We start from the raw sequence: 17,306 nt of genomic DNA, 5'->3' as shown, positions 1-17,306 counted from the left end.
TGCGCAGGAATAGCCGGACTACCCCGGGGCGGCGCGCTCACACCGCGGGGCGTTACAACTGTGCGGTGAGCTCACTCGACGGGTACCTCGGCGCGGTCGTCGGCCGCCTCCAGGGCATCTTCGGCGGGCGGCTCGTCGGGGTGTACCCGGCGGGCTCGCTCGCGCTCGACGCGTACCTCCCGGGCCGCAGCGACATCGACCTGGTGGCCGTGGCGTCCGCTCCTTCGACCGACGAGATCGAGGCCGTCATCGCCGCGCTCGACCACGGGTCGCTGCCCTGCCCGGCGCGCGGCCTCGAGTTCGTCCTCTACGACCGCGAGGTGCTGGCCGGCCTCACCACCGAGGCCGGGTTCGCGCTCAACCTGAACACCGGGCGGGACCTGCCGTACAAGGCCGAGATCGGCTACTCCGAGGGCCTCGCCTTCTGGTACCCGATCGACCGCGACATCGTCCGCCAGCAGCGCCGGGTGCTGATCGGCCCGCCGTTCCCGCAGCTCGTCACCCGGGTCCGCTCCCGGCAGCTCATGCCGGTCGTCGCCGAGTCCGTCGCCGCGCACCGCGCCATGCCCGGCCCCAACGCCGTGCTCAACGCGTGCCGGGCAATGCGCTACCACGCGGAGCACACCTGGTATCCCAAGCGCGCCGCCGCCGCGTGGGTCCTCGACACCGTCCTCCCGGACGCGGCCGTGATCCGGGCCGCCCTGGACGGCGCCGCCCTCGACCCGGCCGCGGTCGAGAACTTCCTGGCGAAGGTACATGCGATCGTCACATCACCTGCGTAGGGTGTTGCAGTGCATGTCGCCGACAGTCATGACCTCATCCAGGTACACGGGGCTCGCGAGAACAACCTGAAGAACGTCAGCGTCGAGATCCCGAAGCGCCGCCTCACCGTCTTCACCGGCGTGTCCGGCTCCGGCAAGAGCTCCCTCGTCTTCGGCACCATCGCGGCCGAGTCGCAGCGGCTCATCAACGAGACGTACAGCGCGTTCGTGCAGGGCTTCATGCCGAGCCTGGCCCGGCCCGACGTCGACCTGCTCGAAGGCCTCACCACCGCGATCATCGTCGACCAGGAGCGGATGGGCGCGAACTCGCGCTCGACCGTGGGCACCGCCACCGACGCCAACGCCATGCTCCGCATCGTGTTCAGCCGGCTCGGCTCGCCCAGCGCCGGGCCCGCGTTCCACTACAGCTTCAACGTGCCCGCCGGCGCCTGCCTGCGCTGCGAGGGCATGGGCACGATCAACGACATCGACCTCGACGAGCTCTTCGACGCCGGCAAGTCGCTGAACGAGGGCGCCATCACGATCCCCGGGTACACCCCGGACGGCTGGCTGGTGCGCATCTTCTCCGCCTCCGGGTTCCTCGACGGCGACAAGCCGATCAAGGACTACACCGAGCAGGAGCGGCACGACTTCCTGTACAAGGAGCCGGTCAAGGTCAAGATCGAGACGATCAACATGACCTACGAGGGCCTGGTGCCCCGCGTGCAGAAGGCGTTCCTGCAGAAGGACAAGGAGGCCCTCCAGCCGCACCTGCGCGCCTTCGTCGACCGGGCCGTCACGTTCACCGCCTGCCCCGAGTGCGGCGGCACCCGGCTCAACCAGGCGGCGCTCGCCTCCCGCATCGGCGGCATCAACATCGCCGACGCCTGCGCGATGCAGATCAGCGACCTCGCCCAGTGGGTCCGCGGCATCGAGGACCGCTCGGTCGCCCCGCTGCTCGGCACGCTGCAGCGCACCCTCGACTCGTTCGTGGAGATCGGCCTCGGGTACCTGTCGCTGGACCGCCCCTCGGGCACCCTGTCCGGCGGCGAGGCCCAGCGCACCAAGATGATCCGGCACCTCGGCTCGTCGCTGACCGACGTGTCGTACATCTTCGACGAGCCCACCGTCGGCCTGCACCCGCACGACATCCAGAACATGAACGGCCTGCTCCAGCGCCTGCGCGACAAGGGCAACACGGTCCTCGTGGTCGAGCACAAACCGGAGACGATCGCGATCGCCGACCACGTCGTCGACCTCGGCCCCGGCGCGGGCGGCGCCGGCGGCACCGTGTGCTTCGAGGGCACCGTCGAAGGACTACGCCGCAGCGGTACCCTGACCGGCCGCCACCTCGACTACCGCGCGACCCTGCGCTCGCCGAGGTCGTTCTCCGACGTGCTGCCGATCCGCGGGGCGAACACCCACAACCTGCGCGACGTCGACGTCGACATCCCGCTCGGCGTCCTCGTCGTCGTCACCGGCGTCGCCGGATCGGGCAAGAGCTCGCTCATCCACGGCTCCATCCCGAAGAGCGCCGGCGTGGTCTCCGTCGACCAGGGCGCCATCCGCGGCTCCCGGCGCAGCAACCCCGCCACCTACACGGGCCTGCTCGACCCGATCCGCAAGGCCTTCGCCAAGGCCGGCGGGGTCAAGCCCGCCCTGTTCAGCGCCAACTCGGAAGGCGCCTGCCCGAACTGCAACGGCAACGGCGTCATCTACACCGACCTCGCCATGATGGCCGGCGTCGCCACCGTCTGCGAGGAGTGCGAGGGCAAGCGCTTCCAGGCCTCGGTCCTCGAGTACCGCCTGGGCGGCCGCAACATCGCCGAGGTCCTCGCGATGCCGGTCTCCGAGGCCCGCGAGTTCTTCGCCACCGGCGAGTCCAAGATCCCCGCCGCCCACACCATCCTGTCCCGCCTGTCCGACGTCGGCCTCGGCTACATCAGCCTGGGCCAGCCCCTGACGACCCTCTCCGGCGGCGAACGCCAGCGCCTCAAGCTCGCCATCCACATGGCCGAGAAGGGCGGCGTGTACGTCCTCGACGAACCCACCACCGGCCTGCACCTGGCCGACGTCGACCAACTCCTCGCCCTGCTCAACCGCCTCGTCGACGCCGGCAAGTCGGTGATCGTCATCGAGCACCACCTGGCCGTCATGGCCTCCGCCGACTGGATCATCGACATCGGCCCCGGCGCCGGCCACGACGGCGGCCGGGTCGTCTTCACCGGCACCCCCGCCGACCTCGTCGCCGCGCGGGCCACGCTGACCGGCCAGCACCTGGCGGACTATGTTGAGCGCTCATGAACGCTCTCGACGCGGCCTACTTCGACCAGTGGTACGCGGACATGGCCACCTCACCCGCCCGTGACGCGATCCTGTCCCGCACCCTGCACGTCCCCACCGCCCTCGGCCTCCCGGGCGTCCTGACCGGCCCGGCCCTGGACGAACTCGCCGCGGCCCTGAACCTTCCCCACGACGGACTGCTGCTGGACATCGCCTGCGGCCGCGGCGGGTACGGCATCGAGCTGGCCCGCCGCGCCACCGCCCGCCTGATCGGCGTCGACTTCTCCGCCGTGGCCCTGTCCTCGGCGGTCCCCCTGGCCGACTCGCGCCTGCCCGGCCGGGCCTCGTTCCAGGTGGGGACGCTGGACGCGACCGGCCTCGACTCCGCCATCGCGGACGGCCTGATGTGCGTGGACGCCGTGCAGTTCGCGGCACCGCCCCTGGCTGGGCTTCATGAGTTCCGCCGCCTGCTGAAGCCGGGCGGCCGGCTGGTGGTGACCTGCTGGGAGGGTTCGTCACCGGCCGTACCGGCCCGCATCCAGGCGGTCGACCTCGCGCGGGACCTGCCGCTGGCCGGATTCGTCGACGTCGTCGTCGAGGACCGGCCCGGGTGGCGGGCAGCGGAGCGTTCACTGTGGGAGGAGGCGCTCGCGGCACCACCGTCCGACCCGGCCGTGATCGCGCTGCAGGACGAGGCCCGCTCGTCCCTGGCCACCTTCGACGTCATGCACCGCGTCTACGCCACCGCCACCGCCCCCTGACTCCCCACCCTGCGCCCCGGCCCGTCCGGGCGTAGCGTGGATCTTGAAGGAGTCGCACATGGATCCACGTGATGTTGTCTTCGCCGCTCTGGTGGCACTGGTCCTCGGCAGCGCCGCCCGGCTGCGCTCCCCGGCCGGCCGCTGGTGGTGGTGGGCCGCCGCCGGCACCGGCACCTCAGCCCTGCTGGCCGGCATCTTCGGCAGCACCTTCGGCGCCGGCGACACCCATGGCTTCGAATGGGACGAACGGCTGCTGCAGCTGGCGTTCGCCCTGGCCTGCCTCGGCGAACAGGGCTGGTTGATCCGCCGTTCGCCCCCTCCCCGGACACCGCCGCCGGGGGACCACAGCCTCGTGCACTAGCGGGTGGGTTGTCGCACCAATTTTGACTGCACGACGGCCCGGCTCCCGCCTGCGCCGCGTATGAGGCACGCCGTCGGTGTCACTGCTCGGGCAGGAAACCCCGGCGGTGGTCTCGACGGCAGGGAGTCGTGGCCAAGGCACCGCGTGCGGCCAGGCTCAAATCATTGTTTTTCCTCCTCTGAAATTTGATGGCTCTTCGTTTTTCGCTTGTGGACTGGCGTTTGGTGGGACTGCTGCCCGCTGGGAGATCGACGTCTCCGGCGGCATTGCGCCCGGCGACCCGCTCGCCGACGTGCTCGGCGCTCCCGCCTGCGCCGCGTGTGAGGCACGCCGCCGGTGTGACTGATCGGGTAGGCAACCCCGGCGGTGGTCTCGACGGCTGGGAGTCGTGGCCAGGGCACCGCGTGCGGCCAGGCTCAAATCATTGTTTTTCTCCTCTGAAATTTGATGGCTCTTCGTTCTTCGCTTATCGACTCGCCTTTGGTAGAACCGTTCGGCCGCCGGGGCGCGCCGGTGCTTGACCCGCGCCCGTACGACTGTTGGCGGCGAGGGTGGGTAGTGCGAGCCCCCAGCTGTCGGCGTAACGCTCCAGAAGCCGAACAGTCCAAGCGGTGCGCCGGGCCGACCCCGACGGGGCGCCACGGTTCGGTGCGGGGTTGCCTTCAGGCGCAGCAAGCCGCGAAGCGGCTACCTCCGCTCCGCCCCGAGTCTCCGCGCGGCGACTCTGCTCGACCGCCGGGGCTCCGTAGCGCTTTGTGCCGCGTCCCAGTGCTCCGCGCGTCGAGCGCACCGGCCTCCGTGCGGCCTTGTCGACGGCGGCCTAAGACTGACCCTCTGGCGGCGGATTGGAATTGACCCCTCTCCGTAAGTCTGGAGGGGTGATCAAGTTGGAGGAGTGGGCTGAGCTGCGGCGGTTGCACCTGGGCGAGGGTGTGCCGATCAAGGAGCTCGCTCGGCGGTTCGGGTTGTCGCGGAACACGGTGCGGTCGGCGGTGCGGGCGGTGGAGCCGCCGCGGCGTGAGCGTGGGCCGCGGGGTTCGTCGATTGATGTGTTCGAGCCACAGATCCGGTTGCTGCTGACGCAGTGGCCGTCGATGCCCGTGCCGGTGATCGCGGAACGGATCGGTTGGACGCGGTCGTTGACGGTGTTGAAGGACCGGGTTCGGCAGTTGCGGCCGTTGTTCGTGCCGCCGGATCCGGCGGACCGGATCGAGTACTCGCCGGGTGAGGTCGCGCAATGCGATCTGTGGTTCCCGGAGCCGCAGATCCCGGTCGGGGCCGGTCAGCGGCGGGTGTTGCCGGTCCTGGCGATGACGTGCGGGCATTCGCGGGTGACGGACGCGGTGATGATCCCGTCGCGGCAGGCGGGCGACATCCTGGCCGGGATGTGGGAGATCATCGGCGGGTGGGGTGCGTGCCCGCGCACGCTGGTCTGGGACCGGGAATCAGCGATCGGCGGGACCGGGAAGCTGACGGCCGAGGCGACGTCGTTCGCGGGAACGCTGGGCGTCGGCATCCGGCTGACACCGCGACGGGATCCGGAATCCAAAGGTCTGGTCGAGCGGCGCAACGGCTACTTCGAGACGTCGTTCCTGCCGGGCCGCACGTTCACCTCGCCGTTCGACTTCAACACACAGATCGGTGACTGGCTCACGACCCGGGCGAACGTCCGGCACCTGCGCGCGATCGGCGCTTCCCCAGCCCAGCGGTGGGACGCCGACCGGGCCGGCATGGTCGGCCTGCCGCCGGTGGCGCCGGCGATCGGGCTGACCCACCGGGTCCGGCTGGGCCGCGACTACTACGTCCGGGTCGACAGCAACGACTACAGCGTGGACCCCCGCGCGATCGGCCGGTTCGTCGACGTGTTCGCCAACCCAGTGCGGGTCGTGGCGTCCTGCGCCGGTCAGGTCGTCGCCGAACACGCCCGCTTCTGGGGAGTCCGGCAGACGATCACCGACCCGGCCCACCGCGACACTGCCCGGCTGCTGCGCGCCGAGCTGGCGCACCGCCGGCGCGAGCTCGAGCGCGAGACGACCAGAAGCCACGCCGACGGGCATGTCGTGGCCATCCGCGCCTTGCCCGACTACGACGACCTGTTCGGCGTCGACTTCGATCCGCACCCCGTCGAGCACCCACCCGCATCCACCATCGCTGAAGGGATCTCATGACCACCACAGCAAGCACGCGAAGCAAGGCCGCGACGCAAAGGCCTGCCGCGGCCCGGCCGGACGGGCTGACGTCGAAACTGGCCTACCTGGCCCGGGTACTGAAGACCCCCACGATCGGCCGGGTCTGGGAAGACCTCGCCGAGCAGGCCCGCGACGCGAACTGGTCCCACGAGGAATACCTCGCCGCCGTCCTGGAACGCCAGGTCGCCGACCGGGAATCAGCCGGGAACATGATGCGGGTCCGCACCGCGCACTTCCCGGCCATCAAGACCCTGGACGACTTCAACCTCGAGCACCTGCCCAGCCTCCGCAAGGACGTCCTGGCGCACCTGGCCACCGCCACGTTCGTCCCGAAGGCCGACAACGTGGTGCTCCTGGGCCCGCCCGGGATCGGCAAGACCCACCTCGCGATCGGGCTGGGCATCAAGGCCGCCCAGGCCGGCAACTCCGTGCTGTTCGACACCGCCACGAACTGGATCACCCGGCTCGCCCGGGCCCACCACAGCGGCGCGCTGGAGGCCGAGCTCAAGAAGATCCGCCGCTACCGGTTGATCATCATCGATGAGGTGGGCTACATCCCGTTCGACACCGACGCAGCGAACCTGTTCTTCCAGCTGGTCGCGTCCCGCTACGAGCAAGCCTCGATCCTGGTGACGTCGAACCTACCGTTCGGCCGCTGGGGCGAGGTCTTCGGCGACGAAGTCGTCGCCGCGGCGATGATCGACCGGCTCGTCCACCACGCCGAGGTCCTCACCCTCGCCGGCGACTCGTTCCGCACCCGCGCCCGCCGCGCACTCCTCGCCAAGAACCGCGACAAATAGACCAAGCCGACCTGACGGGGGGTCAATCCCAAACCGCCCGAGGGGGGTCAGTTCTAATCCGCCGTTGACAGGCCTTCGCGTGCCGCGTTGCGCGCTCGCGCTGCATGCTTCGCCCCGGTCGCGCTTGGCCTCGCGCGTCTAGCTCCGCGCGTCTGGATCCGCGCGCCCGGTTCCACGCGCGCCCGGTTCCACGCGCGCCCGGTTCCACGCGCGCCCGGCTTTACGCGCCCGACTCCGCGCGACTGGCGCCGCGCGCCCGGTTCCACGCGCGCCCGGCTTTACGCGCCCGACTCCGCGCGACTGGCGCCGCGCGCCCGGTTCCACGCGCGCCCGGCTTTACGCGCCCGACTCCGCGCGACTGGCGCCGCGCACCTGGCTCCGTGCGCCCGACTCCGCGCGAGCTCTGCGCGCCTAGCTCCGCGCGGCCTAAGGGTCAGCGGAACGTCACGGTCACCCTGAGGCCACCCCCTTCGCGCGGCGTGGCGGCCAGGTCGGCGCGGTGCGCGTCGGCGATGGCCCGCACGATCGCCAGCCCGAGCCCGTACCCGTCCTTCGTCGTGCGTACCCGCTGCCCGCCCAGTCGCTGGAAGGGCTGGAAGAGCCGGTCCAGCTCGTCAGGCGGTACAACAGGACCCGTGTTTTCGACGACCAGCGTCGCCCGGCCGTCCGTCAGTCCCGTCAGCACGGTCACGGTGCCGCCGGGCACGTTGTGCTTTTCGGCGTTGTCGATCAGGTTGGCGACCAGGCTCTCGACCAGGTCGGCGTCGCCGGTGGTCGGGGCGTCGTGCAGCGTCGGCAGCAGCCGGGGTCCCTCCAGCGCCCGGAACGCGAGGGCGCGGGAGACGACTTCGGCCAGGTCGAGCGGCGCCGCGTGCTCCACGCCCTGTTCGCCCGTGGCCAGCGTGAGCAGCGAGTCGATGAGCCGGGCCTGGTTCTCGCCGAGCGCCAGCACCTCGTCGGCGGCCGCACGCAGCTCGTCGCTCGAGGCCTCCGGGTCGGCCAGGGTGACCTGCAGCAGGGCCCGCTGCGCGGTCAGCGGCGTGCGCAGCTCATGTGAGGCGTTGGCGACGAACCGGCGCTGCGCCGCGAACGACGCTTCGAGCCGCGCGAACAGGTCGTCGAGGGTGTCGGCCAGCTCGCCGAACTCGTCGCGCCGCCCGGTCGGGCCGAGGCGGCGGTGCAGGTTCGTGGCGGAGATGTCACGGGCCGTGTCGACGATGCGCCGGATCGGGCGGAGGAAGCGGCCGGCGATGAACCAGCCGAGCACCACGGCGACCACGGCCATCACCGCGAGGGAGGCGCCCGCCAGCGGTACGGCGTTGGAGTGCGTCTCCACCATGACGTGCGGCTCGGGGGTGCCGGGGAAGTCGCCGGCGGGGACGGTCTGGCTCGCGCCCAGCAGCGGCACCATGAGCAGCACCGCACCGGAGATGAGGAACGGTCCCGCGTACAGCAGGGTCAGCTGCCGCCGCAGCGTCCAGCGGGTGCTCATGCCGCACCGAGCCGGTAGCCGGCCTCGCGGACCGTGTGGATGACGGGCGGGTCGCCGAGCCGGGACCGCAGCCGTTTCACCGTCGTCTTCACCGCCGTGGTGAACGGGTCGGCGGCCTCGTCCCAGACCCGTTCGAGCAGCTCCTCCGCGGACACCGGCCGGCCGCCCGCGGCCATCAGGCACTCCAGCACGCCGAACTCCTTGGGGCTCAGGTCCAGGCGGTGCCCGTTGCGGCTGGCGACGTGCCGGGCCGGGTCGAGGGTGATCCCGGCGGCGGTCAGCACCGGTGGCAGCGCCGCCGACGGGCGCCGCAGCAGCGCGCGGATGCGGGCCACGAGCTCGTCGAAGTCGAACGGTTTGGGCAGGTAGTCGTCGGCGCCGAGGCCGAGCCCGTCGATGCGGTCGCGGACCGTTCCCGAGGCGGTCAGCATCAGCACCCGGCTGGTCGGATGCTCGGCGACGATGTGCCGGCACACCGTGTCACCGCCGACGCGGGGCAGGTCGCGGTCGAGGACGACGACGTCGTACCGCGTGCTCGCCAGCCGCTCGAGGGCCTCCGCGCCGTCGGCGGCGACGTCCACGGCCAGGCCCTCCCGGCGCAGTCCGGTGCCGATGGTCTGGGCGAGAATTTCGAAGTCCTCCACGACGAGCACGCGCATGGGCCCACTGTGCCAGCCCGAAGGTGTCAATGAGGTGTCAGCCGTTGACACCGGGATGACACCGGCCGCGGCGTAGAACTCGACCCATGCATGACGCCACCATCACCGTCGAGGGGCTGCGGAAGCGGTTCGGCCCCACCCTCGCCCTCGACGCCATGACGTTCGCCGTACGGCCCGGGCTCGTCACCGGGTTCGTCGGCCCGAACGGGGCCGGCAAGTCGACCACCATGCGCGTCGTCCTCGGCCTCGACGCCGCCGACGAGGGCACCGCGCTCGTCGGCGGGCGCCCCTACCGCGGCCTCGCCCGCCCGCTGTGCCACCTCGGCTCGCTGCTCGACGCGGCGGCCCTGCACCCCAGCCGCACGGCCCGCAACCACCTGCTCTGGCTCGCCCACTCCCAGGGCCTGCCGTCCCGCCGCGTCGGCGAGGTGCTGGAGCTGACCGGCCTCGGCGGCGTCGGGCGGCGTCGGGCCGGCGGCTTCAGCCTCGGGATGCGCCAGCGGCTCGGCATCGCCGCCGCCCTGCTGGGCGACCCGCCGGCGCTGATGCTCGACGAGCCGTTCAACGGCATGGACCCCGAGGGCATCATCTGGATGCGGACGTTCCTGCGCGCGCTCGCCCGCGAGGGCCGCGCCGTCCTCGTCTCCAGCCACCTCATGAGCGAGCTGCAGGACGCCGCGGATCACGTCGTCGTGGTCGGCCGCGGCCGCGTCATCGCCGATGCGAGCGTCGCCGAGCTGCTCGCCGGGGCCGCCAACGGACGCATCGTCGTCCGGTCCTCAGCAATAGAAAAGGCCGCTCTTGTACTGCACGATCAAGCCGAATCCGTCGTCCCCAACGGCGACGGGACGCTCACCGTCACCGGCCCGCCCGCCGAGCAGGTCATCGCCGCACTGACCGGTGCCGGGGTGCCGTTCTCCGAGGTCGCCGCGCACCGCGCCACCCTCGAGGACGCCTACCTGGACCTGACCCGCGACGCCGTCGAGTTCCGCGGCACCGCACCGGGGGAGGACCGATGAGCTTCCTGCGGCTGATCCGCGCCGAATGGACCAAGCTGCGCTCCGTGCTCGGCTGGGTGCTGGGGCTGCTCGCCGGGGCCGGGATCATCCTGGCCATCGGCCTCACCCCGAGCCGGATGGGCTCCTGCGGCCAGCACGGCCCCGCCTCCGACTGCACCCCGCTGCACGGGCCGGAGGGCCAGGAGGTCGCCGACAGCTTCACGTTCGTGCACCGCACGCTGACCGGCGACGGCACCATCACCGCCCGGGTGGCGAGCTTCACCGGGCAGCTGCCGACGTACGACGGCGACACCATGCGCGACGGGCTCGCCCCGTGGTCGAAGGCCGGCCTGATCGTCAAGGACGGCACGAAGCAGGGCTCGGCGTACGCGGCGGTGATGCTGACCGGCGAACACGGCGTGCGGATGCAGCACGACTACGTGCACGACCAGGGCCGCCCGGCCGACGCCAAACTGGCGCCGCAGCCGGTGTGGCTGCGCCTGACCCGCACCGGCGACACGATCAAGGCCGAACAGTCGGGCGACGGCAGCGCCTGGACCGAGGTCGGCACGGCGACCCTGCCGGGCCTGCCCGCGACCGTCACCGCCGGGCTGTTCGCCACCTCGCCCCAGTACGACCAGCAGGTCAACCAGTCCGTCGTGCTCTCGGGCATCCAGGGCGGCCCCAGCATCGCCACCGGCACCTTCGAACGGCTCGCGACCACCGGCACGTGGTCGGCGGACTGGGAGGGCGAGGCGATCGGCGGCCGGATCGGACCGGCCGAGCCCACCGGCGGCGGCGAGGGCGGCACCACCACCCGGGCCGTCGGCCCGCAGCCCCACTTCGAGCCGACCGCGGACGGCTGGGCGGTGACCGGAACCGGCGACATCGCCCCGTCCGGCCCCGGCACGACGATCAGCCAGACGCTCGTCGGCACCTTCCTCGGCCTCATCTTCTTCGCGGTGATCGGCGCGATGTTCGCCGCCGCGGAGTACCGCCGCGGGATGATCCGCACCTCGTTCGCCGCCGCACCGCACCGCGGCCGCGTCCTCGCCGCGAAGGCCCTCGCCGTCGGCGCCGCGGCGTTCGCGGCCGGCCTGGTCGCCGCCGCCGTCGCGATCACCTTCGGCCCGGACGTGCTGCGCGACGCCGGCGTCTACGTCACCCCGGCGTCGGCCGCGACCCAGCTCCGCGTCGCGGGCGGCACCGCCCTGCTCCTGGGCGGCTGCGCGGCGCTCGCGGCGGGCCTCGGCATGCTGCTGCGCCGGGGCGTCACCGCGGTGACCGTGTCGGTGGTCGTGGTCGTCCTGCCGTACCTGCTCTCGGTCACCGTCCTGCCGTTGCGGGCCAGCGACTGGCTGCTGAGCGTGACCCCGGCCGCCGCCTTCGCCCTGCAGCAGGCCGCGCCCAGGTATCCGCAGGTCGACGCCGTGTACTCCCCGGCCGACGGCTTCTTCCCGCTCAGCGCCTGGGGCGGCCTGGCCGTCCTCGCCGTGTGGGTCGCCGTCGTGCTGGGCGCCGCGTGGTACCGCCTGCGCCGGAGCGACGCATGACCCCGGCCGCCGCCCGCTCGGCAAACGAGGCGGCGCCGGCCGGCGGGCCGCCAGTCGGGACATCGTGGGCACGGGCAGGCGGGGATTGCCGGGCGCACGCGGACGAGGCGGTGCCGGCTGGCGGGTCGCCCGCCGGGACATCGTGGGCACGGGCGGGCAGGGATCGCCGGGCGCAGGCAAATGAGGCGGCGCCGGATGGCGGGCCGCCCGCCGGAACATCGTGGGCACGGGCGGGCGGGGATCGCGGGGCGCACGCAAGGGAGGCGGCGCCGGATGGCGGGCTGCCCGCGGGGACATCAGGCGCACGGGCGGGCGGGGATCGCCGGGTGCACGCAACGGAAGGAGGACGGATGAGGGCGGCGCTGCACGCGGAGTGGACGAAGCTGCGGACGTCGGCGGGGAACTGGTGGCTGCTGGGCGGCGCGGTGGTGGCGACGGTCGGGCTGAGCGCGTTCGCGGCGGCGAGCATTTCGTGCGTCGCGGGCTGCACGTCGGACTTCACGAAGGTCTCGCTCACCGGGGTACAGCTCGGGCAGGCGGTGTTCGCGATCCTGGCCGCGCTGCTGATCGGCAACGAGTACGCGTCGGGGATGGTGCGGGTCAGCCTCGCGGCCGTGCCGAGCCGGACGCGGCTGCTGGTGGCGAAGGCGGCGGTCCTGGTGGCGGTCACGGCGGTCGCCGCGGTGGCCGGGGTCGCGGGGTCGCTGCTGGCGGGGCGGATGCTTCTGCCGGCGCATGAGTTCGTGTGGCGGCCGGCGGTCGGGTCGGTGCTCTACCTCGAGCTGATCGCGCTGCTGAGCCTCGGGCTGGCCACCGCGGTGCGCAGCCCGGCGGGGGCGGCGGGGATCGTGCTCGGGCTGATGTACGCGTGGCCGCTCGTCAGCCGGGCCGTCGGGGACAAGACCTGGTCGCGGCGGCTCGACCAGATCGGGCCGGTGACCGCCGGTACCGCGGTGCAGGCGACGAAGGATCTGGCGGCGCTGCCGATCGGGCCGTGGCACGGGCTGGGGGTGCTCGCGCTGTGGGCCTTGGGCGCGATGCTGCTCGGATGGGGGGTGTTGCTGCGCCGCGATGCCTGAGGACCGCACCGGACCGTTGCGCCCCGTCGGGGTCGGCCCGGCGCACCGCTTGGACTGTTCGGCCCCTGGAGCGTTACGCCGACAGCTGGGGGCTCGCACTACCCACCCTCGCCGCCGGCAGCGAGACGAGCGCGGGTCGAGCACCGGCGTGCTCGGCGGCCAGCAGTCCCGCCGGAAGCCGGTCGACAAGCGAAAGACGAAGAGCCGTCAAATTTCAGAGGAGGAAAAGCAATGATTTGAGCCTGGCCGCACGCGGTGCCTTGGCCACGACTCCCTGCCGTCGAGACCACCGCCGGGGTTTCCTGCCCGAGCAGTCACTCCGGCGGCGTGCCTCCCACGGGACGCAGCCGGCAGGGGATGGTTGGTGTGCACTGGCCGTCCCCGTTGAGCCAGACGTTGCGGTGCCGGTCCGGGTAGTTCAAGACGAGCGGCAGCGCGGCCGGGTCGCTTCGCGGTCAGGCTCGGTCCTGCCGATCCCGGGGTGGCCGGGTGACCGCGAAAGGTCGGCCACACCGAGATCGGCGGGGCGGGTCGTCTGCGCCGGGGTTGCCTACGCCAGGTGTTCGGTGAAGAAGGCGGCCGTCGAGCTGGTGGCTGCGGCGACGTAGGGCTCGTTGTCGTACAGGTCGATGTGCAGCTCGCAGTCCAGCCACTCGATGTGTTTCGGGCCGGTGGCCGTGTCGTGGAGGCGGGCGGCCAGGTCGGGGGAGCAGTACGCGTCGACCTTGCCGTGGACCACCAGCAGCGGGGTCTGGCCGAGCAGCGGGGCGGCGCCCAGGGCGTCGAACGTCAGCAGGCTGTGGACCGAGCCGCGGGTGACGCGGTTCTCCCAGGTGGGGGCGGCGGAGCGGGCGGTGCCGTAGTACGCCCAAGGCTCGTCGCCCGGCATCGCCGCCGGGCCGCCGTCGGGGGCTACGGCCGGGATGTAGTCGTCGTAGCCGTCGAGGAAGGTGGCGAGGGCGCTGCGGTAGCCGGCGGAGAAGGACGGGCTGTTGTAGCCGCCCGCGATGCCGGCCACGGCGCGGACCCGCGGGTCCTGGGCCGCCGCGCGGACCGCGTAGCCGCCGCCGAGGCACACGCCGAGCAGGCCGATGCGGTTCGGGTCGACCGTGTCCAGCGCGGCGAGGGCCGACACGGCGGCGCGCAGGTCGGCGAGTTTGCCCTGGGTGTCCTCGTGGGCGCGGCGGCCGCCGCTGGCGCCGAAGCCGCGGTGGTCGAAGGCGAGGGTGACGAAACCGGCCTCGGCCAGGCGGGCGGCGTAGGTGCCGGCGACCTGTTCCTTGACGCCGGTGAAGGGGCCGGTGAGCGCCACGGCCGGGAAGCCGCCGGCGGGTGCGGGGCCGGACGGGGTGCGCAGGTGCCCGCTGAGTTCTATGCCTTCGGTGACAAATGCCAATGCATCGACGTGTACTGCCATGCGCCCGACAGTAGGCTTTGCCCGCGGTACAAAACAGAAGGCACTTCGCGGTGCCCATGGCAGCGGGAGGGCCTGATGGCGCTGGTGATCCCCGATGTGCTCGACGCATCGTGCGCGACGCGGCAGGCGTTGGAGCGGCTCGCGGCGAAGTGGCGGGTGCTGCTGCTTTATGCGTTGGCGGCGGGGCCGCAGCGGCACGCGGAGTTGCGGCGGCGGGTGCCCGGCATCACGCAGAAGGTGCTCACCGAGACCTTGCGCGGCATGGAGGCGGACGGGCTGGTCGAGCGGCGGGTGCTCAAGGCCGGGGCGCCGCAGCACGTGGAGTACACCCTGACGGCCCTCGGCAAGACCCTGGAAGGGCCGCTGCAGGCCATCTGCGAGTGGGCGGCCGTGAATGTTACACCGTCACCGGCGCCCTGACCTGGACACTTCCACGCCGGTCAATGGTTCCACCCGAAACTGTCGTACCCCCCGCCTAGTGTCCCTGGCATGCGCCGCCCCGTCCTCATCACCGCCCTCGCCGCCCTCTCGGTCGCCGCCGCCACCCTGGTGCACGTGCTGCCGGCCGCGGCCGCCGAGCCGTATCTCGACCCGAGCCTGCCGGTCTCGCAGCGGGTCGCTGACCTGATGTCGCGGATGAGTCTCGACGAGAAGCTCGGGCAGATGACGCAGGCCGAGCGGGCGTCGGCGTCGGCGGCGGACGTGACGCAGTACCGGCTGGGGTCGATCCTGTCCGGCGGCGGGTCCGCGCCCTCGCCGAACACGGCGTCGTCGTGGGCCGACATGACCGACACCTTCCAGCGCGGGGCCCTGGCCACGCCGCTGAAGATCCCGCTGGTGTACGGGTCGGATGCCGTGCACGGCCACAACAACGTGGTCGGGGCGACGCTGTTTCCGCACAACATCGGGCTCGGCGCGACCCGTGACCCGGCGCTGGTGCAGCAGGTCGGCCGGGTGACCGCCGACGAGGTCCGCGGCACCGGCGTGCAGTGGACGTTCTCGCCGTGCCTGTGCGTGGCCCGCAACGACCGGTGGGGGCGCACCTACGAGTCGTTCGGGGAGAAGCCGGAGCTGCCGGTGTCGATGGCCACGATCATCGACGGGTACCAGTCCGGAGGGGTCCTGGCCACGGCCAAGCACTACGTCGGCGACGGCGGGACGACCGGCGGCGTCGACCAGGGCGACACCCAGATCTCCGAGACGGAGCTGCGCGCGATCCACCTGCCGCCGTTCCAGGAGGCGGTCCGCCGCCACGTCGCCTCGGTGATGGTGTCGTTCTCCTCGTTCAACGGGCAGAAGCTGCACGGCAACGACTACCTCATCAACGGGGTGCTCAAGGGCGAGCTCGGCTTCGACGGGTTCGTGGTGTCGGACTGGAACGGCATCGACCAGATCGAGGGCGGCACCGGCTTCACCGCCTCCGAGGTGCGCCGGGCCGTCAACGCCGGCATCGACATGGTGATGGTGCCGACCGCGTGGAAGCAGTTCATCGACACCCTGCGCGGCGAGGTCCAGGCCGGGCGGGTGCCGCTGGCCCGCATCGACGACGCGGTGCGCCGGATTCTCACCAAGAAGTTCGAGTTCGGGCTGTTCGAGCGGCCGTTCGCGGACCGGAGCCTGACCGGCACCGTCGGCAGCTCGCAGCACCGGGCGGTGGCCCGGCAGGCGGTGCGCGAGTCGCAGGTGCTGCTCAAGAACACCGGCGTGCTGCCGCTGGCCAAGAGCGGCAGGATCTTCGTGGCCGGCAAGAGCGCCGACAACATCGGGCTGCAGAGCGGCGGCTGGACCGTCAGCTGGCAGGGCGCGGCGGGCAGCACGACGCCGGGCACCACGATCCTGCAGGGGATCAGGGCGGCGGCGGGGTCCTCGGCGACGGTGACGTACAACGCGGCCGGGTCCGGCATCGACCGCAGCTACGGCGTCGCGGTGGCCGTGATCGGCGAGACCCCGTACGCGGAGGGTCAGGGCGACCGGCCGAACTCGCTCGGCCTGGACGCCACCGACCTGCAGACGCTGAGCACGCTCAAGGCCTCCGGCGTCCCGGTCGTCGTGGTCCTCGTCTCCGGCCGACCGGTGGACATCGCGGCGCAGCTGCCGGACTGGAGCGGCCTGGTCGCGGCCTGGCTGCCCGGCACCGAGGGCGCGGGCGTCGCCGACGTGCTGTTCGGCGACTACGCGCCGACGGGCAAGCTGCCGATGACCTGGATGCAGTCGGCGTCGCAGGAGCCGATCAACGACGGCGACGGCAAGACGCCGCTGTTCGCCTACGGGTACGGCCTCACGTATGCCACGACCCCGCCGCCGGACGGCCCCGGGACGCCCGGCACCCCGGTGGTGTCGGCGGTGACGAGCACGTCGGCCACGCTGACCTGGACGGCGCCGGCGAGCGGGACGGCGGCGGTGTCCTACCGGGTGTACCGGGGCGGCACGCTGCTGGCCACGGTCGCCTCGACGAGCTACGCGCTGAGCGGGCTGACGCCGAACACGACGACGACGTACACGGTGGTGGCGGTCGACTCCGCCGGGCGCACCGGTCCGGCCTCGGGGGCGGCGACGGTGACCACGCCGCCGACCACGACCAGCCCGCCGCCGTCGAGCCCGCCACCGACGGCCGCGTGCGCCGTGACGTACTCCGTCAACGACTGGGGCGGCGGTTTCACCGGCACCGTGGCGCTGAAGAACACCGGCTCGACGACGCTGAACGGCTGGACGCTGTCGTTCACGTTCCCCGGCAACCAGAAGGTGTCGCAGGGCTGGTCGGCGACCTGGTCGCAGTCGGGCGCCGTGGTGAGCGCGAAGAGCGAGGCCTGGAACGGCACCCTCGCGCCGGGGGCGACCCAGTCGGCCGGGTTCAACGGCACCTACAGCGGCTCCAACCCGCGGCCGACGGCGTTCACACTCAACGGCGCCACCTGCACCGTCGGGTAGACAGTCCTGCCCCGGGAGCCCGCGC

At 72.4% G+C, this 17,306-nt stretch carries 14 protein-coding genes; 11 read left to right on the top strand and 3 right to left on the bottom strand.

Annotated elements, in window-relative coordinates; translation table 11 throughout:
- The first annotated feature begins 65 nt into the window (after positions 1–65).
- From ACQP00_RS27840 to istB, 6 genes are all read left to right on the top strand, one after another.
- Entirely contained in the window at positions 66–782 is a 717-nt protein-coding gene (locus ACQP00_RS27840; protein WP_433199909.1) for an aminoglycoside adenylyltransferase domain-containing protein, read from the top strand.
- 9 nt (positions 783–791) lie between these two features.
- Complete coding sequence (locus ACQP00_RS27835) at positions 792–3,065, top strand: ATP-binding cassette domain-containing protein (RefSeq protein WP_433199906.1); 2,274 nt, start codon at positions 792–794, stop codon at positions 3,063–3,065.
- Positions 3,062–3,805, top strand: coding sequence for a class I SAM-dependent methyltransferase (locus ACQP00_RS27830; protein ID WP_433199903.1), 744 nt, complete (start codon positions 3,062–3,064; stop codon positions 3,803–3,805). Before ACQP00_RS27835 ends, ACQP00_RS27830 begins: the two co-directional genes overlap by 4 nt.
- Before the next feature lie 58 nt (positions 3,806–3,863).
- A complete protein-coding gene (locus ACQP00_RS27825; protein WP_433199900.1) occupies positions 3,864–4,166 on the top strand; it encodes a hypothetical protein in 303 nt (100 codons plus the stop codon).
- Positions 4,167–5,044: 878 nt separating this feature from the next.
- The gene (istA, locus tag ACQP00_RS27820) at positions 5,045–6,334 is read left to right on the top strand and encodes an IS21 family transposase (protein ID WP_433199897.1); all 1,290 of its coding nucleotides are present in this window, start codon (positions 5,045–5,047) and stop codon (positions 6,332–6,334) included.
- Positions 6,331–7,155, top strand: coding sequence for an IS21-like element helper ATPase IstB (istB, locus tag ACQP00_RS27815; RefSeq protein WP_433199894.1), 825 nt, complete (start codon positions 6,331–6,333; stop codon positions 7,153–7,155). The genes istA and istB overlap by 4 nt, the downstream gene beginning before the upstream one ends.
- 433 nt (positions 7,156–7,588) lie before the next feature.
- Here the strand turns inward: istB and ACQP00_RS27810 are convergent, their stop codons facing one another.
- Both ACQP00_RS27810 and ACQP00_RS27805 read right to left on the bottom strand, forming a co-directional pair.
- The gene (locus ACQP00_RS27810) at positions 7,589–8,647 is read right to left on the bottom strand and encodes a sensor histidine kinase (protein WP_433199891.1); all 1,059 of its coding nucleotides are present in this window, start codon (positions 8,645–8,647) and stop codon (positions 7,589–7,591) included.
- Positions 8,644–9,306 carry a response regulator transcription factor gene (locus ACQP00_RS27805; RefSeq protein WP_433199888.1) on the bottom strand — a complete coding sequence of 221 codons (663 nt, stop codon included), beginning with the start codon at positions 9,304–9,306 and terminating at the stop codon, positions 8,644–8,646. Before ACQP00_RS27805 ends, ACQP00_RS27810 begins: the two co-directional genes overlap by 4 nt.
- 86 nt (positions 9,307–9,392) lie before the next feature.
- Here ACQP00_RS27805 and ACQP00_RS27800 point away from each other — a divergent pair, with 86 nt between their 5' ends.
- The 3 genes from ACQP00_RS27800 (at position 9,393) to ACQP00_RS27790 (ending at position 12,936) form a co-directional block, all read left to right on the top strand.
- Positions 9,393–10,325 (top strand): ATP-binding cassette domain-containing protein, encoded by a 933-nt coding sequence (locus ACQP00_RS27800; protein WP_433199885.1) that lies wholly within the window; start codon positions 9,393–9,395, stop codon positions 10,323–10,325.
- Positions 10,322–11,857 (top strand): ABC transporter permease subunit, encoded by a 1,536-nt coding sequence (locus ACQP00_RS27795; RefSeq protein ID WP_433199882.1) that lies wholly within the window; start codon positions 10,322–10,324, stop codon positions 11,855–11,857. The genes ACQP00_RS27800 and ACQP00_RS27795 overlap by 4 nt, the downstream gene beginning before the upstream one ends.
- 350 nt (positions 11,858–12,207) lie before the next feature.
- On the top strand, positions 12,208–12,936 hold the full coding sequence (locus ACQP00_RS27790) for an ABC transporter permease (protein WP_433199879.1): 729 nt from the start codon (positions 12,208–12,210) through the stop codon (positions 12,934–12,936).
- A 550-nt stretch (positions 12,937–13,486) separates the two neighbouring features.
- Here ACQP00_RS27790 and ACQP00_RS27785 read toward each other — a convergent pair.
- Entirely contained in the window at positions 13,487–14,353 is an 867-nt protein-coding gene (locus ACQP00_RS27785) for an alpha/beta hydrolase (RefSeq protein ID WP_433199877.1), read from the bottom strand.
- Between the two features lie 75 nt (positions 14,354–14,428).
- On the opposite strand from ACQP00_RS27785, the gene ACQP00_RS27780 reads away from it, so the two are divergent.
- Positions 14,429–14,773 (top strand): winged helix-turn-helix transcriptional regulator, encoded by a 345-nt coding sequence (locus ACQP00_RS27780; protein ID WP_433199874.1) that lies wholly within the window; start codon positions 14,429–14,431, stop codon positions 14,771–14,773.
- Between the two features lie 69 nt (positions 14,774–14,842).
- The gene (locus ACQP00_RS27775; protein ID WP_433199871.1) at positions 14,843–17,281 is read left to right on the top strand and encodes a glycoside hydrolase family 3 N-terminal domain-containing protein; all 2,439 of its coding nucleotides are present in this window, start codon (positions 14,843–14,845) and stop codon (positions 17,279–17,281) included.
- Positions 17,282–17,306 lie beyond the last annotated feature (25 nt).

This window comes from Dactylosporangium sp. CS-047395 (assembly GCF_050942185.1).
GTDB lineage: Bacteria > Actinomycetota > Actinomycetes > Mycobacteriales > Micromonosporaceae > Dactylosporangium.
This window is presented reverse-complemented; position numbering and strand designations above follow the sequence as displayed.

Bases quoted from the DNA above. Each gene is read 5' to 3' on its own strand.
- ACQP00_RS27830 (WP_433199903.1), top strand. From the start codon at position 3,062: ATGAACGCTCTCGACGCGGCCTACTTCGACCAGTGGTACGCGGACATG.
- ACQP00_RS27825 (WP_433199900.1), top strand. From the start codon at position 3,864: ATGGATCCACGTGATGTTGTCTTCGCCGCTCTGGTGGCACTGGTCCTC.
- istB (WP_433199894.1), top strand. From the start codon at position 6,331: ATGACCACCACAGCAAGCACGCGAAGCAAGGCCGCGACGCAAAGGCCT.
- ACQP00_RS27810 (WP_433199891.1), bottom strand. From the start codon at position 8,647: ATGAGCACCCGCTGGACGCTGCGGCGGCAGCTGACCCTGCTGTACGCG.
- ACQP00_RS27805 (WP_433199888.1), bottom strand. From the start codon at position 9,306: ATGCGCGTGCTCGTCGTGGAGGACTTCGAAATTCTCGCCCAGACCATC.
- ACQP00_RS27800 (WP_433199885.1), top strand. From the start codon at position 9,393: ATGCATGACGCCACCATCACCGTCGAGGGGCTGCGGAAGCGGTTCGGC.
- ACQP00_RS27795 (WP_433199882.1), top strand. From the start codon at position 10,322: ATGAGCTTCCTGCGGCTGATCCGCGCCGAATGGACCAAGCTGCGCTCC.
- ACQP00_RS27790 (WP_433199879.1), top strand. From the start codon at position 12,208: ATGAGGGCGGCGCTGCACGCGGAGTGGACGAAGCTGCGGACGTCGGCG.
- ACQP00_RS27785 (WP_433199877.1), bottom strand. From the start codon at position 14,353: ATGGCAGTACACGTCGATGCATTGGCATTTGTCACCGAAGGCATAGAA.
- ACQP00_RS27780 (WP_433199874.1), top strand. From the start codon at position 14,429: ATGGCGCTGGTGATCCCCGATGTGCTCGACGCATCGTGCGCGACGCGG.
- ACQP00_RS27775 (WP_433199871.1), top strand. From the start codon at position 14,843: ATGCGCCGCCCCGTCCTCATCACCGCCCTCGCCGCCCTCTCGGTCGCC.